The following is a 14,611-nucleotide window of genomic DNA, read 5'->3' as shown; positions in this document are numbered from 1 at the left end:
ACCAGCGTCAGGTGGACTGGCAGTTCACCAACCACGACGCACGCATCAAACTGCGCCACCTCTACCCCAGAAATTAGCTGCGACAATCTACTAGTTACCGGGGCAGCCGACGCTCAGGTGCCGAAGACGGGCAGGCGATCAGGGGCAAGATCGTCACGAGTCCGCAGGAACTGCACGGGGTGCCGGTAACGGCCCTCGTTGATTGCGGTGTCCGCGAGCACTTCCACCACGACGTCGGGCTGCGCGGGGTAGTACTCGAGTGCGCCGCGGGCTCCCCAGCCGGCGCTGAAGCTGCGTCCGTGCCACGGATGCTCAGGATCGGCGCGACGCAGCTGGGTGCCGCGGTAGCGCCGCACGGCGGTGGCAAGGGGCGTGGTGCGAGCGACCAGCCGTAGGCGTCCGGATGCGTCATACCGGGCCAGGAGCAGGGTGCTCGGTGATGTCAAGGCCCCGGTCACCCCGCCGATGACCGCTTCGGCCGTGGCGCGGGCGCACTGGTGGAGTGTCGGTATTCGAGAGCTGCAGTATTCGCCCGCGGTGGACCAAGCGCAGGGACGATCGGGAATTCAGCCATCGCTCGCAGGAGCGACGAGCCCGAGTCCTTGGGCAGGGGCCGGTACTGGTACCACCACCAGCGGCAGCAACCGCACCGCGCCGTCTACGACGGGACGTCGGGACCGCCTTCTGCAGACGCCGGCCGGGCGACAGGCACCGAGCTCTCACGCAGTACGGGCAGGACGGCGTCGGCCGCGACCCTGGCACCCAGGACATTGACGGCCAGAGCATGGGCCCAGTCCTGGTCGTCACCGCCGAGTGGTGAGTCCTGGCGCAACACACCGGTGTTGTACACCAGCACATCGGGAGCGCCGAGCTCCGTGAACGCGGTGTCCAGTGCGGAGCGCAGGTTGTCAGGGTCCGCCGCGTCCGTGGCATACCCGCGCACTTCCTGGCCGGAGGAGGCGAGTTCGGTCGCGTAGGTCTCCAGCTTCACCTTGTCACGGGCGAACATCGCGACCGGGTGCCCGGCGTGGGCGAAAGTGCGGGCGAGCGCGAGGCCGAGGCCCGGACCGACACCGACGATTGCTGCGGTTCCAAGGGTCATGGTGTCCCGTTCTTCACATAGGTGCTGCATCGGTGCCCCACATCGAGCCGACGGGGTGCTCCCAAATGGGTACGTTAAGAGGTACGTTCGCGCCCTAGCGATTACCGCAAGGATGGTCGACCTCCCCTTATTCCCTCTGCACGGGTTCGATGGCGTGGGGTCGGCTGACAGAGCGCCCAGCAATGGCAGCCGCCTGACGGAGCCGCGCGAGGCTTTAGCCCTGCGGGGCGGATCGTCGCGCTGCCAAGTAGTCGGACCAGTTCCCGCCGGGGGGTGGCCTGGCGTTCGGCTGTCTTGGGGTGGATGCCGAGCAGGTCGACGATGACCATGGGCGGCAGGGCGGCCATCATGACCGGGCGTTCCGCACTGCGCGGGTGGGCAGACCGTGATGTCTCTGCCGACGCGAGTGTCCAGGGCTGTGATCGGGCGGTATCCACACCCGGCCGTGTGGCTGTGCCGGGGGTTGATTGTGTGCGGCACGCATGTGAGGCGCCCCCCGCTCTCTCCGGGTTCACGGACGCGCCGCAGCTCGCGGACGTGTCGGACTGATGGTGCGGCGCATCGACCGCAACGACGACAACGGCGCGTTCCAGGACGCGACCCGCGGGCGGGTCGATCGCGACCGGTGCGTATGGGCTCCGTCAGGGCTTGGGCAGTTGCAGGCCCGGCACCTGCGGTGCCGCAAGTACTGGCCGCCGCCATAGACGCGCAGGGTGAAGGTCTCCGAGCCCGGGGTGCCGGCCAACAGGCGTCCATCATGTGCGCGATCCGTGCCCGCAGTTTCACCGCTGATCAACCTCCGCGACGAACGCACGATCTCCTTCACCGTCGGTGCCGTGCTGTGCCTGCACGACTGGGTTCCCCTGGCCAAAATCCACCGGGCGCGCTGACAGCAGGACCTCAGGCCGTCCGGGCCGCCGCAGCGGCCCCGGCGACGAGAACGAGGTGAGGAGAGGTGTCACCTGGTGACCACCAGGTGACCGCTGTCCGCACGGCACTTTGTCAAAGTCCAGGGAATGCTTGGAGAGCGTCACGGCGAGCGATCAGCCGCCGACACGACGCGCGCACTACGTCGACCGCACCGGAAGGAATCTCACGCCATGACCGCGACCGCGCCCAAGGCTCCGACTGCACCAGGGGTGCGGTCCTGGTGGGGAATCCCGTACGCCACCGCCGAGCGATACCGCCGCCCCGTGGTCGCGGACTTCGCTCCGGACCGTCCCTATGACCGCAAGGGCGTCGTCTCCGTCCAGCCCGATGCCGGCGACTGGCTCGAAGCGGACAGCGGGATGGGCGAGGACTGCCTGAACCTGAACGTGTGGGCTCCCGAGCAGCCGGCCGGGAAGGCGCTTCCGGTGGCCGTGTACATCCATGGCGGCGGATTCGAGTACGGCGCGAATACGCAGACCACCTCGAACGCCGCCGGTCTCGCCGCGACGGGGCGCGTGGTGAGCGTCTCGGTCAACTACCGGCTCGGCGCCCTGGGCGCGCTCTCGCTCTCCCAGTACGGTGGGCGGCTCGCCGAGGCCAGCAACCTGGGTCTGCAGGACGTCATCGCCGCGCTCACCTGGGTCAAGCAGAACATCGCCTCCTTCGGTGGCGACCCCGACGAGGTCACCGTCTTCGGCCACAGCGCCGGCGCCTACACCACCCTCGGGCTGCTCGGGGCGTCCTCCGCGGACGGCCTGTACCGGCGACTGGCCGGGTTCTCCGGCGCGCCCTCGCGCCTCGTCCCGGCATGGTGGGCCGAGGAGCTCGCGGAGCGGTTCGTCACCGAACTCGGTGTCGCGGGCAACCCCGACAAGCTGATCGATCTCGACGCCGCCTCCCTGGTGGCCGCCCTGCACACGGTCTGTCCGACGGACCTCGGAGTCCGCGGCGGGATGGACAACCAGAGTCTCGGTGTCGTCCTGGACGCCGGACAGTCCGGCGGGGTGGTGCACGCCCACCCCCTGAACGTCCTGGCCTCGGGCTCGCACCGGGGCATCGACGTGCTCCTGAGCACGGCCAGTGACGAGATGGGCTGGTGGGTGGCGAACGACCTCGACCGGTTCGACCCGCACACCGTCGAGCGCGTCACTGACGAATTCGCGGGGTGGCGCATTCCCCGCTCCCGCGCCAAGAAAATCGTCGACATCTACGACCAGGGCGGCCGCAGCCCTGTCGAGGTCCGCGCCGCGTCCCTGACGGACTACATCTTCACGCTCCCCGCCGCCCGCGGCGCTCTGGCCCACGCCGCCGCGGGCGGGAACGCCCATCTCCTCGCGATCGGGCCCGCCGAGGGCGCGCCTGCCGTGCACGGCACCGAGATGTACGCCCTGGTCGGCCAGGAAAAGCCGGGCCGCAGCCCCGAACAAGCCGACCGTGACACGCGTATCCGCGACATCGTCCTCGACTTCGTCACCGGCGAGCAGAGGCGCCTGTGGCCCGCCGTCACGGACCGGCCCTCCTCGGGAAGTATCGGCAGCCTTCCCTACGAGCCCAGCGCCCACTATCAGGAGGTCCTCGACCTGTTCGAGAACATCGCCCGTCCCTGACGGCCGTCGGACGATACGCAACAGCGCACCAGGGAGTAGGGAACTCGACATGAGCCAACGGTCAGCAGATGGTGACGCCACGCCGGGGACGATGCGGGCCGTCGTCGTCACCCGGCCCGGCGGCCTCGACGCACTGGAGATCAAGGATGTGCCGGTGCCCGTGCGCAAGCCCGGCTGGGTGCGGATCAGGGTGAAGGCGTTCGGCGTCAACGAGTCCGAGGTCACCACCCGCAAGGGCGAGTCGGACGCCGAGGTCACCTACCCGCGTGTACCCGGCATCGAGGGCGTCGGCGTGGTCGATGAGGCCGACGAGGACAGCGATCTGAGGCCGGGACAGCAGGTGGTCACGATGATGGGCGGCATGGGCCGCTCGTACGACGGCGCGTACGCCCAGTACGTGACCGTCCCGGCGGCGCAGGTCATCCCGTTTGAGTCCGGCCTGCCGTGGGAGGTCGTTGGCGCGCTGCCGGAGATGTTCCAGACCGCCTACGGATCGCTGACCACCGGCCTGGACCTCAAGGCCGGGCAGACGCTGCTGATCCGCGGCGGCACCTCCACGGTCGGGCTGAGCGCGGCCACGATCGCGAAGGACCTTGGAGCCACCGTGCTGTCCACCACCCGCACCCCGGAAAGGGCTGGGGACCTGCGGGCTGCGGGCGTGGACCATCCCCTCGTCGACAGCGGCACGATCGCCGACCAGGTGCGCGAGCTGATGCCGGAGGGCGTCGACGCCGTACTGGAGCTGGTGGGCTGCTCGGTTCTCGCCGACACCCTCAACGCCGTCCGCCGGCACGGCACGGTCTGCTTCACCGGAGCCCTGGCGGGCCAGTGGACGATTCCCGACTTCAGCCCGTTCATGATCCCGGGCGGGGTGCGGCTGACGTCCTACGGCGGTCAGGCCGCCGACCTCCCGGCCGACGTCTTCGCCAGCCAGCTCCAGGCCATCGCCGCAGGGCGCCTCAAAGTCCCGGTCGCGAAGGTCTACCAGGGCCTGGAACAGGTCCGTGACGCCCAGGCCGACGTCGAGTCCGGCACCACGCCGGGCAAGCACGTCGTCGTCCTGGACGACTGAGACCTGGGCAACTCTGAAACGACACACAACCGCGCACGATGCCTGCCGGTCGACGACGGCCGGCCACGACATCCCTAAGAGAAACTGGCACAGGAGTTGGAGAAGTCCTTGATGGACGGCCCAGCCCGGGCATCCCACCCGGCGCCTGCCAGCAGGCGCCGGGCTTCCACCAGGCGCCGCTCGTCGATGAGTTCCCGTACCCGCTGCCAGCAACGCCCCAGAGAGCAGGATCCATATGAGAGTCCGACTGACCGCCCGAGAGACCGTCCTCACCGCAACCCTCGACGACAACGCGACGGCACGCGACTTCGCCTCGCTGCTTCCGCTGACACTAGAGATGGACGACCTGCTCACGCGCGAGAAGTACGGTCACCTGCCCCGGTCTCTGACCGCAGGGGGCAAGCCGCAGTTCGGCTACGAGATCGGCAACATCGCCTACTGGTCACCCGGTCCCGACATCGCCCTCTTCTATGCCCACGACGGCCAGTCCATCCCCGACCCCGGCATCGTCATCCTCGGCCAAATCGACTCGGGGGTCGATGCCTTCAAGAAGTACGACGGCACGGTCGACGTCACCATCGAGGCCATCGACTGAGCCCCGTCCGGAAACCACCGAGAACCGTCAGCCGGCCTCGCCGGCCGCGAAGGCGGCCGGGGTGAGGCCGGTGCGGTCGTGGAAGAAGCGACCGAAGTTCGCGGGATCACTGAAGCCGAGGTGGACGGCCACAGACCGGGCATCCCACCGGGCAACTCCCAGCAGGCGCCGGGCTTCCAGCAGGCGCCGCTCGTCGATGAGCTCGCGTACACCCTTGCCGGTGGCGTCCCGGGCGGCACGGCTTAGGGTGCGGACCGAGCAGCCGAGCAACTCGGCGTAGTCCGCGGCGTGGTGGAGCTCGCGAAAGTGCAGCTCCAAGGCGTCCAGGAAGCGTCCGTACCGGTCGGCGCGGCCCGCGTGGGCCGTGGCAGTGCCGATGGGGGCGATGCCCGGGGAGTTGGCCAGGCGCAGCAGCAGCGATTCGAGCAGGCTGCGCCGCAGGGCGTGGTGGATGTCGAGGGGGCGGCGCCCCAGTGCGCGGTGTTCGTCCAGGAGCTGGAGTGCGGTCTGCCGGAGCCAGGCGGTGTCGTCGGGGTGCGGGGTCAGCACGGCAGGGGCCTCGTGCGCGGTGAGTGGGGCCAGGAGACGGGCGAGGTCGGGCCGCAGCACGTCCGGTTCGAACAGGATGAACGGGCCGCGGGCCGCGCCGGGCGGATGCCAGCACTGGGCATGCCCGGGACGCACCCACAGCCACTGACCGGGCGCGACGGTCCGCGTGACGTGGTCGACGTCATGCAGCAGCTCACCCTCGGTGACCGCGATGAGGTAGTGGAAGGTGGCACGGCCCGGACGGGGCGGGTTCCACGGCCAGTCGTCGTGGTGGGCGAAGAAGTCCTCGACGGTGCTCACCTCAAGGCCGTACGGGGTACCGACCGGAGGCTGGAAAGCGAACAGCGGAACCGCGGCCGGACTGGCCGCGCTTCCGCTCGGGCCGGGGTGTCGCTTGTCGACCATCACGTGTCCGCAGCCTACCGCCCTTCTGCTCGGCTGCGGCGGAAGGATGGACGTGCCACCGCGCCCGCGCGGCGCACCCTTCGCGTCCTTCGATGCCACAGTCCGTCACCACCTGAGGAAGGCAACGCCCCATGAACGGATCGGCCCTGCACAAGACCGCCGCCGAATGCGCGGAGGAACTCCCGGGATCCCAGCTGGAGCACCCCTTCGGCCCCGACTGGGAGGTCTACAAGGTGCGCGGCAAGGTGTTCATGCTGATGACCGAAGTCCCGGGGCGGCCCGTCGTGATCCTCAAAGCGGACCCCGGCGAGGCCCACGCCCTGCGGGAGCAATACAGCCACATCACCCCCGGCTACCACATGAACAAGAAGCACTGGATCACCCTGGAGAGCGGAGAAGGCGTCGACAAGGAGCTCGTCAGGGAGCTCGTCGCCGACTCCTACCGGCTCGTCGTCGCCCACCTGCCCAAGGCCCAGCAGCCTGTCGACCCGCACACCTACGGCACCGGCACGCGGGCGGCCCGGTGAGCGCGGCCGGTGACCGGCTCCAGGACATCGCCCGCCATGCGGCCCTGTCCCTCCCCAACGTCAGCCACGGCTACCCCTTCACTCCGGGACTCGACGTATACAAGGTCGTCGGCAAGGTGTTCCTGATCGTCACCGACGACCCGGACGACCAAACCCCACCGGCGCTGCGATCGTGGACGAAGCCGTCGCCCTCATGCTCAGCCGCTACATCACCGGATCCTGACCCTCGGACCAGCCGGGTCGCTGATCGACTATGCACAAGGGTGCTTCACTTCAGCGACGACAAGTATTCGGACCAGTTTGCGCCGGCGAGGGTGGCCCAGCGTTCGGCTGTCTTGGGGTGGATGCCGAGCAGGTCAGCGATGACCATGGGCGGCAGGTCGGCCAGGGCGTCCATCATGGCTGTGTTCCGAGCTGCGCGGGCGGGCAGACCATGGTGTCTCAGGGTGTCGGCGAGGCCGAGGGGGTTACGCGAGCGTCCAGGGCTTTGGCCGGGCAAGAGGTATCTACGTCCGGCCGTGGTGCTGTGCCGGGGCGTGCTGTGCCGGAGCTGATCGTCAATGACACGGGCGAGTTTCGGCGGGAGCACGAAGGGGTGCTGGTTGACCGCCAGGTAGGTGTGCTCCTGGTCGCGGCTGATGTGGTCCTCGGTGAGCTCGACGATCCGGGTCAAGGGAAGGGCGTAGAGAGGGACGAGAGCAGCTGCCACGCGGACGTCCAAGGGCAACGCGGAGTCGTTCAGGCAGCGCACCAGCTCGTCTCGGGCCTCGTCCTCGGCTTGGAAGTGACCGGGGAGTTGAGAGGCTGCACGCTCGATGCGCAGATCGGCCGGGCAGAGGCGTCGGGCGGTGCTCCAGCGGAGGAAGGGGATGGAACGGGTGCGCAGGGTTGGCCTCTCGGACGCCCAGGTATCCAGATGCGGTTGCTGAATTCGACGAAGGCTCAGATGCTGCGAGTCGAGCCAGTTCAGGAAGTCGATGGCTGCAGCCGCGTTGCCGCAGTCCCCTTTGTACGCGGCGTAGGTGTAACGGCCGCGGGCTGAGCGTCGGCGGGCGTTGCGGATGATGTGCCATTCGGCGAACGGACGGATGAGATTGGCATGCCGCGCTGGGAGTCCGGCTACGGTCCGGGCGACCCAGTTGGTGAGCAGAGCGAGGTTCTCATCGCGTGACGGCAAGATGCCAGCGGTGACGAGTAGCCCGCGCACGTAGGCGGTGGCAGCCCGTTGGGGCAGTGTGTCGAGGGATTCATGGTTCAGCGCTCCAGGATCGAGGACCAGGCGCCCCAAGAGACGGGCGGCAGGGCTTCGGCGCAGCCAGTGCAAGACGGGGTAGGGGTTTTCCGCGCTGGTCAGGACGACGGCGAGGGGTTGGAGTGGCTGGACCACGCTTGCGCCGTCTACGGAAAGCAGATCGGTCACGCGGGCGGCCAGGGTGCAGCGGGGACAGCGGTGGCCGGAGTAGAGGTCCGCCGGCTCACCGCAGGCCGAACACCGCTCGACCGGTTCATCAGGGAAGGAGCACGCCTTGCACAGGAGGGTTCCCTCGGTCGTCTGACCGATCAGAATGCGAGGTCGGCTGCACGAAGCGCACGGTTCGGGGGTCGACAGAGCTGTTCTGTAGCAGGAGTTGCACACCGGCCCTCGCGGCCAGAAGACCTTGACCTTCGCCACCTGGCCGCACAGGGCACATGCGCACGCTTCGCGAGGGCGGCATGTGTCGGAGTGGAACGGACCCAGGCCACCGTTGATGTGGTGGCCGGGGCGGACCCTTTCACAGATGACGCAAATCTTCTCGTGTCGCTTGTAGCAACGGTCGCAGGTGTCCGGCCTGGTGCCATCGGCCCGGGCGACGATGGGAACGATCTGTCCGCAGACACCGCACAGGCGGGGAGGGCTGGAGTAGCAGTTGCCGCAGACCGGCCCGTCGGAGCTCAGCGCGTTGACCCGGCGGAGTCGTCCGCAACGGCAGCACGTCTGCGTGTTCTTGGGAGCACAGGTCTGGCAGAGGCTGGTGCCGTCGGGCAGGCGCCGGTACGAGATCATCATCCGGCGGCAGTCGGCGCATTCCTCCTTGGCATCCGGCTCCTTGTTCCTGCACGGATTGCAGATGCCGCCCTCCGGTCGGCGGGCGTAGATACTGGCCACTTTGCCGCAGCGGGCGCAGGGCTTCTTGGCACGTCGGCCGGCGCAGCGTGAACACAGCCGCCCCTCAGGTCCGTTGTTGGTGGGAAGAGAATCGGTCCGTCCGCAGTCGCCGCAGGGCACCAGCGCGACCTGGTCACCGTGCCCGGCGGCGGTGAGCGCGGCCAGCGAACGCACCACGCAGGTCGGGCAGTCGCTACTGGGCATGCTCAAAGCGTCGGGCCTGTCGGACAGATAGCCCACCAGGCGGAAGGCGTTCGCACCACGCCATGCCCGAGCCTCCTCCGCCACGGCCTGCGCCTGTTCGGGAGCAAGGGACTCGCCCACCGCTGACCGCAGCGGTGCGATGATCTGTTCCCGGGCGGCGGAGAGTTCGGCGCGTAAGCGGATCTGGTCCGGTGTCAGTGGCCTCACGGCTGACCCGGGCGCCGGATCGTGGTACGCCGCTCCTTGAGCGGCAGTGGCTCGGCTTGTCCGTCCGCGGTCTTCTTGACCTGGGCGTTGACCACCTTCGGCTTGATGAGATCGTTCGGCGTGCACTCGAAGATGTCGCACAGCGCGACCAGGGTGTCCATACTCATCCGCTGGGGCGGCTGCGTCACCAGGCCGTAGACCTGCTCACGCGACAAGGTCACACCGCGTTCCGCCAGGAGCGGCACCAGGTCCGAGGTCTGAAACATCTGATGCTCGGCCATCGTGGCCCGCAGACACCACTCGTAGCCCATCTTCTTGATCATTTAAGATCCCAGTCGTCACCCAGCCGACGCTTCAGCGAAGCCTCCAGTAGCTGGTTCCGGTACTCGTCGGAGACACCCATGTAGATGGCCGTCGTAGCAGCGTGGGTATGGCCCACCTGCTCTTGAACAAAGCGGGCAGGACGCACCGGAACCCCCGCCCTGCGCCGTACTCTTCGCCCCCGCACTCTGCCCGGTGCCGCCCGCCCCGCACGCGGCGAGCGCCAGGGCCAGGGCGCTCGTGACGATCCTGCTCCTTACTCAAGGGGAATGCGCGCTGGGAGCGCTCAGATCCCGGATGGGTGGTGTTTCGAACTGGCTGGGAATGGTCGGGAACTCGTCGGACTGGGCGTTGGGCCTCGTGGGGTGCCGGAAGCATCCACTCATCGCGTCGACCGGACTCGAGGTTCGCGACCTTCACGTACGACAAAGCAGGGGTGTTCAAAAGGCGGTGTATCCGCCGTCGACGGGGAGGACTGCTCCGGTGATGTACGACGACTCTGATGATGCGAAGAAGAGGACAGCGTCGGCGACTTCTTCGGGGGTGGCGAGGCGTTGCAGCGGGATCTGGGTCTCGCGCTCGCGGCGGTAGGCCTCTGGGTCGGGGCTGCGCTGGATCGCTGCTTCGATGATCGGGGTGGCGGTCAGACCTGGAGCGACGACGTTGACGCGGATGTTGCGCGGGGCCCATTCGATCGCCGCGCCCTTGGCGAGCATGATGAGGCCTCCCTTGGCGGCGGAGTACAGGACTTCCCCGGGCTTGCCCACCATGCCGAGCCGTGAACTGACGCAGACGACTGAGCCTCCTTCGGGGGGCATCAGCGGCGCGAAGTGCTTCATCACCAGGAACGCGCTGAGCAGGTTGCTGTCGAGCACCTTCTTCGCGTCGTCGTAGGGCATCTCGGTCAGCGGACTGCTGGCCTGCAGGCCGTGGTTGAGGACGACCACGTCGACGGTGCCGAGGGACTGGGCGGCCTGGTTGGCCAGGCTCTCGACGAACGCCTCGTCATTGAGGTCTCCCGGGACGTACAGGTCGTCGGGCTGGGCGGTGTCGAGTTGCTCCTTGCGGCCGGTGAGCAGTAGTCGCGCGCCCTCGCGGCGGAAGTGGGAACTGACCGCCTGCCCGATGCCACTGCTGGCACCGGTCACCAGGGCCGCGACGTTCTTGAGTCTCATGTCAGACATTCCTTCACGGGGGAGTGGTCGGTCGGGTGGCGCTCAGTCAGGATCTCGTCCCGGGGTCCGTCAGCTGAGGAATCCGCGGGCGTCGACCGGCCACCGCTGCAGCGACGTGCCGGCGCTGTCGGTGACGATCAACTCCTCGAAATTGACGACAACCGGACAGACGTGGTTCGGCACCACCGGCACCACGGTGCCGACCCTGGGGCGGAACTCGCCCGCGGGCAGCGCGAGGAATCCGTGGTACTCGTTGAGCTTGGACAGAACGGCCGTCGTGCCGGCGACTCGGCCGTAGCCGCGCTCGATGCTGCCTTCGCGGCTGAGGGCCTTGGTGCCCGCGTCGAGGATGACCTGCTCGGGCACCCAGTCGCTGACCACGGTGGCGGCGACGAACAGCGCGATCTGATCGTCCGTGCAGGCGCCGAGCCGGGCGTTGTTCAGGTCGCCGAAGACGTATTCGCCGGGACGGATCTCGGTGATCACACTGCTGGTGGAGAACTCGACGGTGGGTGTGGAGCCGGCGCTGACCACTTCGGCGGTGATCCCGACGCTGTCGAGGCTGCGTACCGCGGTGGTGAGCGCGGCATCCTGGTCCCGCGCGGCGCGCTCGCGAGCGTCCGGGCCGGAGCTGCCGTGACCTGGATAGGTGAAGACGCCCACCGGCACCAGGCCGCGCTTGCGGGCGGCGAGCGCGAGGTCGCCCGCGGCCTCGGGCGGCGCTCCGGAACGACGGGCACCACAGTCGACCTCGACCACGACCTGCAGCCGGTCCGGTTCGTCGCTCATCGCGTCGGCGAGGGCCTCGATCGCCGCGACGTTGTCCACGCCGACCCGCAGCCGGACGGACTCGGCGAGCCGGCGGATCCGGGCGCCCTTCGTTCCCGAGGGCCAGACCGGGTAGGCGAGGAAGATGTCGTCGAATCCGGCCCCGGCGAAGACCTCGGCCTCACCGACGTTGCCCGCGGTGATTCCGACCGCCCCGGCCTCGATCTGCCGCCGGCCGATTTCCACGCACTTGTGCGTCTTGACGTGCGGCCTGACATCGAGGTTGTGCCGGGCGGCGAAGTTCTGCAGGCGGTCGATGTTGTCCTGCATGACATCGACCAGCACGATCGGCGCGGGGGTGTCGACCCGCTCGACCAGAGTGTCGAGTGCTCGCTGGAGCTGGTTCACGCTGCACTCCTCTTGCTCGTGTTGGGGAATGAACGAGTGAGCGGATGCCGACTCCCTCGAATGCCGAATGTGCGTGGCGCGCACCATCACCCGCGCTCGCGCTGCGCCGCCGTCGTGCCCGCCCTACACCGCGGTGCAGACCATCTGGATCTCGACCGGACTGTTGAGGGGGAGCCCGGCGACGCCGATCGCGGTGCGAGCGTGCCGTCCGTTCTCGCCCAGCACCTCGATGAGGAGTGCACTGGCCGCGTTGGCGACCCGCGACTGCAGACCGAAGTCCGGCGTACTGGCCACGAACACCAGCATCTGCACGATCCGGACCCGATCCAGATCTCCCACCGCCTGCACAGCGGCGGCGAGCGCGTTGAGTACGGCATGGCGTGCGAGCTCCTGCGCCGTCTGCAGCTCGACGTCCCGGCCGACAATGCCCTGACCCAGCAGCTCACCGTCGCGGTAAGGCAGTTGGCCGGAGATGTGGATGGTGGAGCTCACCGTCCGGTGGTGCACGTAGTACGGGTTGTCACGAAGCTCGGGAAGGGCCAGGCCCAAGGCCTCGAGCCGATCGGATGCCGAGTCGGTGTGCGCTGCCGAAGCCACGGACTGGCTCATCGCGTCACCGCTGCGGAAGGGGCAGGGCACAAACCCTCGCAGTTGGCCACGAGAACCTGCTTCGCATGAATGTTGATCATCTGTACTCGGTTCTCCTCTCAAGGAGTGGTGGCGACAAAGCGCCGCATGGTGGCTTAAAACAGCCACCGCATTGTCGTTTGTCGACCATATGGGTGCCGTCGAGCACTGTCAATGCACACTTCAGCCTCGAGTGCGACCTCGGAACGCCACGCGCGGCCCGCCCCACCGCAGACGGTCGACGCCGCGCCCAGGATTCGTCTGGGAGGCGGAACCGGCAGGAAGGCGACCGTGAGACGGAGGCAACTCGCCGACGAACAGCGGAAGTTGACCGCGACGTTCCTGCCGACAGGCGAGTACGGCCCCTACCCTGAGCGGCTGCGGAATCAGTTCGAGGGTGCGATGTGGCGGTTCAGGACAGGCGCGCAATGGCGTGAGATCAGGCGAGTTCGGGACCGACCGCCTACGGGCGCTTGCAGGTAGGGAGGAGCGCCGGTCTCTTCACCGACCTGCCGGAGGGCCTGAACGCCCGAGTCACCCGCCAGGGCGCGACGGACTTGTCCCTGGTCAGCATCGACTCCACGACCGTCCCCGCTCACCACGACGCGCCGGGATGATCGTCGCCACGGACGTCGTGGCGGCCCTTGAGGAAGCTGCCGACGAGCAGGGACAAGCCCGCCAATAGGAGTGACGAGGCGGGACGGAACAGGCAGGACAGAGGAAACGGACCTGAGCGTGCCGAACGACGACGCGTCCGCCGCCGACGCAGTCCTGACCGCCCTGCCTGAAGGCCCGCGGCGGACCGATTACGACATCACAGGCGCTGGGATTCGGCAGCCCAGGTTGCAGCATGCGGCGGCTCGGACCGGCTGGCGGTCAGGGGGTGGGCCCGGCAGGCCGGGCACAGATCCCTGCAGGTGGTCGTGGCCTCGTCGATCACGCAGACCTGGAAGTCTCCAGGTCCAGGCAGGGCGCTCCACTCGCGCCGCAGTCGATGCCGTGGATACCCGGCGACTGATCCGTCATCGCCCGGCCCATACGACATCTTGTCGTGCGCGGCGCGCCTCCAGCATGGCGCACCGAGTCCTGGCGACGGCTGAGGCCCGGACGCCGTCCTTGCCTTGCGGCATTGGTCTACAACGTCACGGTGGCGAGCGGGCGTGGACACTTCACGCGGGCGGCATGGCCTCATGCATGCCGGGGCGAGCGCTCCCCTGGATCTCCCGTCTGGGCTCCCAGCCCCTTGGGGAAATGGGCAGCCAGTTCCTGGCGGAACGCGTCGGCATCGCCTTCCAGGGCAACCGCGGCCAACCTCTCGTGCTCGACGACCAATTGACGCGGGTCGTCGCTGTAAGTGCGGTGATCGACGCTGAGGTGGAGGCGCAGCTTGGTCTCCCAGCCGTTCCAGAGACTCTGCAGGACGCCGTGCCCCGAGAGATCGTAGAAGAGCCGGTGAAATCGAAGGTGCGCATCGATGCTGGCGGGGATGTCGTCCTTCTCCATTGCCCGGCGGAGATCCTCGATGGTTTGCAGCAACTGGGGCCGCTCAGGACCGCGCAGTGCTTCGGCCGAGAGCTCGGCGGCGTACGGCTCGACACGTAGCCGGACCGAGTCGATCTCGGCGACCTCACGAGCGCTCACCTCTACGACGAACGCCCCACGGTAGGGGATCTTGACGACAAGCCCTTCCTCCTCGAGCTTGGTCAGCGCCTCGCGCAGCGGGGACCGGCTGATCCCGAGATCAGCGGCGATGTGCGCCTCGCGCAGCTGGCCACCAGGAGGTACGGTCCCATCGAGGATGGCGGCACGCAGTGTGCGGTAGACGCCGTCCGGCGTCGTCATCCGCTGCTCCTGCCACTCGAACTTGTGGTCCACCCCGTTGCCCTCCTCGACGCTTGTCGACCATTTGGTCGTTTGTCGACTATACCCCTGCCGGTTTTGCATCCATACCTCAAGTCGGTTGGCTGG

The 14,611-nt window shown here is 68.3% G+C and carries 13 protein-coding genes and 2 pseudogenes; 5 read left to right on the top strand and 10 right to left on the bottom strand.

Going from position 1 to position 14,611, the window contains the following annotated elements; translation table 11 throughout:
* Positions 1-113 precede the first annotated feature (113 nt).
* Both ABZZ74_RS46960 and ABZZ74_RS46955 read right to left on the bottom strand, forming a co-directional pair.
* Entirely contained in the window at positions 114-446 is a 333-nt protein-coding gene (locus ABZZ74_RS46960) for a hypothetical protein (RefSeq protein WP_356950251.1), read from the bottom strand.
* Between the two features lie 212 nt (positions 447-658).
* Positions 659-1,102 carry an SDR family NAD(P)-dependent oxidoreductase gene (locus ABZZ74_RS46955; RefSeq protein ID WP_356950250.1) on the bottom strand — a complete coding sequence of 148 codons (444 nt, stop codon included), beginning with the start codon at positions 1,100-1,102 and terminating at the stop codon, positions 659-661.
* Positions 1,103-2,202: 1,100 nt separating this feature from the next.
* Here ABZZ74_RS46955 and ABZZ74_RS46950 point away from each other — a divergent pair.
* The 3 genes from ABZZ74_RS46950 to ABZZ74_RS46940 all read left to right on the top strand — a co-directional run bounded on the left by ABZZ74_RS46950 (position 2,203) and on the right by ABZZ74_RS46940 (position 5,306).
* Positions 2,203-3,639, top strand: a complete 1,437-nt coding sequence (locus tag ABZZ74_RS46950) for a carboxylesterase family protein (RefSeq protein WP_356950249.1) — start codon at positions 2,203-2,205, stop codon at positions 3,637-3,639.
* 49 nt (positions 3,640-3,688) lie between these two features.
* The gene (locus tag ABZZ74_RS46945) at positions 3,689-4,711 is read left to right on the top strand and encodes a zinc-binding dehydrogenase (RefSeq protein ID WP_356950248.1); all 1,023 of its coding nucleotides are present in this window, start codon (positions 3,689-3,691) and stop codon (positions 4,709-4,711) included.
* A 235-nt stretch (positions 4,712-4,946) separates the two neighbouring features.
* A complete protein-coding gene (locus ABZZ74_RS46940; protein WP_356950247.1) occupies positions 4,947-5,306 on the top strand; it encodes a cyclophilin-like fold protein in 360 nt (119 codons plus the stop codon).
* Between the two features lie 27 nt (positions 5,307-5,333).
* Here the strand turns inward: ABZZ74_RS46940 and ABZZ74_RS46935 are convergent, their stop codons facing one another.
* Entirely contained in the window at positions 5,334-6,155 is an 822-nt protein-coding gene (locus ABZZ74_RS46935; RefSeq protein WP_356950246.1) for an AraC family transcriptional regulator, read from the bottom strand.
* Positions 6,156-6,391: 236 nt separating this feature from the next.
* On the opposite strand from ABZZ74_RS46935, the gene ABZZ74_RS46930 reads away from it, so the two are divergent.
* Positions 6,392-6,787 (top strand): MmcQ/YjbR family DNA-binding protein, encoded by a 396-nt coding sequence (locus tag ABZZ74_RS46930; RefSeq protein ID WP_356950245.1) that lies wholly within the window; start codon positions 6,392-6,394, stop codon positions 6,785-6,787.
* 268 nt (positions 6,788-7,055) lie between these two features.
* Here the strand turns inward: ABZZ74_RS46930 and ABZZ74_RS46925 are convergent, their stop codons facing one another.
* From ABZZ74_RS46925 to ABZZ74_RS46900, 6 genes and pseudogenes are all read right to left on the bottom strand, one after another.
* The gene (locus ABZZ74_RS46925) at positions 7,056-9,344 is read right to left on the bottom strand and encodes an XRE family transcriptional regulator (protein ID WP_356950244.1); all 2,289 of its coding nucleotides are present in this window, start codon (positions 9,342-9,344) and stop codon (positions 7,056-7,058) included.
* Positions 9,341-9,667, bottom strand: coding sequence for a helix-turn-helix transcriptional regulator (locus ABZZ74_RS46920; protein ID WP_356950243.1), 327 nt, complete (start codon positions 9,665-9,667; stop codon positions 9,341-9,343). The genes ABZZ74_RS46925 and ABZZ74_RS46920 overlap by 4 nt, the downstream gene beginning before the upstream one ends.
* A pseudogene (locus ABZZ74_RS46915) lies at positions 9,664-9,807 on the bottom strand (site-specific integrase); the annotation flags it as partial. The pseudogene ABZZ74_RS46915 and the gene ABZZ74_RS46920, both read right to left, overlap by 4 nt.
* 298 nt (positions 9,808-10,105) lie before the next feature.
* Positions 10,106-10,840, bottom strand: coding sequence for an SDR family NAD(P)-dependent oxidoreductase (locus ABZZ74_RS46910; RefSeq protein ID WP_356950242.1), 735 nt, complete (start codon positions 10,838-10,840; stop codon positions 10,106-10,108).
* Positions 10,841-10,909: 69 nt separating this feature from the next.
* Positions 10,910-12,016 (bottom strand): alanine racemase, encoded by a 1,107-nt coding sequence (locus tag ABZZ74_RS46905; RefSeq protein ID WP_356950241.1) that lies wholly within the window; start codon positions 12,014-12,016, stop codon positions 10,910-10,912.
* A gap of 123 nt (positions 12,017-12,139) precedes the next feature.
* Positions 12,140-12,613 carry a RidA family protein gene (locus tag ABZZ74_RS46900; RefSeq protein WP_356950240.1) on the bottom strand — a complete coding sequence of 158 codons (474 nt, stop codon included), beginning with the start codon at positions 12,611-12,613 and terminating at the stop codon, positions 12,140-12,142.
* Between the two features lie 321 nt (positions 12,614-12,934).
* Between ABZZ74_RS46900 and ABZZ74_RS46895 the strand changes: the two are divergent.
* Positions 12,935-13,322 (top strand): annotated as a pseudogene (locus tag ABZZ74_RS46895) (hypothetical protein); the annotation flags it as partial.
* Positions 13,323-13,831: 509 nt separating this feature from the next.
* Here ABZZ74_RS46895 and ABZZ74_RS46890 read toward each other — a convergent pair.
* Complete coding sequence (locus ABZZ74_RS46890) at positions 13,832-14,518, bottom strand: GntR family transcriptional regulator (RefSeq protein WP_356950239.1); 687 nt, start codon at positions 14,516-14,518, stop codon at positions 13,832-13,834.
* Between the last annotated feature and the right edge of the window lie 93 nt (positions 14,519-14,611).

Origin of the sequence: Streptomyces sp. NPDC006476 (genome assembly GCF_040612015.1) — a bacterium.
Taxonomy (GTDB): Bacteria; Actinomycetota; Actinomycetes; order Streptomycetales; family Streptomycetaceae; genus Streptomyces; species Streptomyces griseorubiginosus_B.
This window is presented reverse-complemented; position numbering and strand designations above follow the sequence as displayed.

Excerpts from the sequence above, each read along its gene's own strand:
- ABZZ74_RS46955 (WP_356950250.1), bottom strand. The coding sequence starts at position 1,102 with ATGACCCTTGGAACCGCAGCAATCGTCGGTGTCGGTCCGGGCCTCGGC.
- ABZZ74_RS46950 (WP_356950249.1), top strand. The coding sequence starts at position 2,203 with ATGACCGCGACCGCGCCCAAGGCTCCGACTGCACCAGGGGTGCGGTCC.
- ABZZ74_RS46945 (WP_356950248.1), top strand. The coding sequence starts at position 3,689 with ATGAGCCAACGGTCAGCAGATGGTGACGCCACGCCGGGGACGATGCGG.
- ABZZ74_RS46940 (WP_356950247.1), top strand. The coding sequence starts at position 4,947 with ATGAGAGTCCGACTGACCGCCCGAGAGACCGTCCTCACCGCAACCCTC.
- ABZZ74_RS46930 (WP_356950245.1), top strand. The coding sequence starts at position 6,392 with ATGAACGGATCGGCCCTGCACAAGACCGCCGCCGAATGCGCGGAGGAA.
- ABZZ74_RS46920 (WP_356950243.1), bottom strand. The coding sequence starts at position 9,667 with ATGATCAAGAAGATGGGCTACGAGTGGTGTCTGCGGGCCACGATGGCC.
- ABZZ74_RS46910 (WP_356950242.1), bottom strand. The coding sequence starts at position 10,840 with ATGAGACTCAAGAACGTCGCGGCCCTGGTGACCGGTGCCAGCAGTGGC.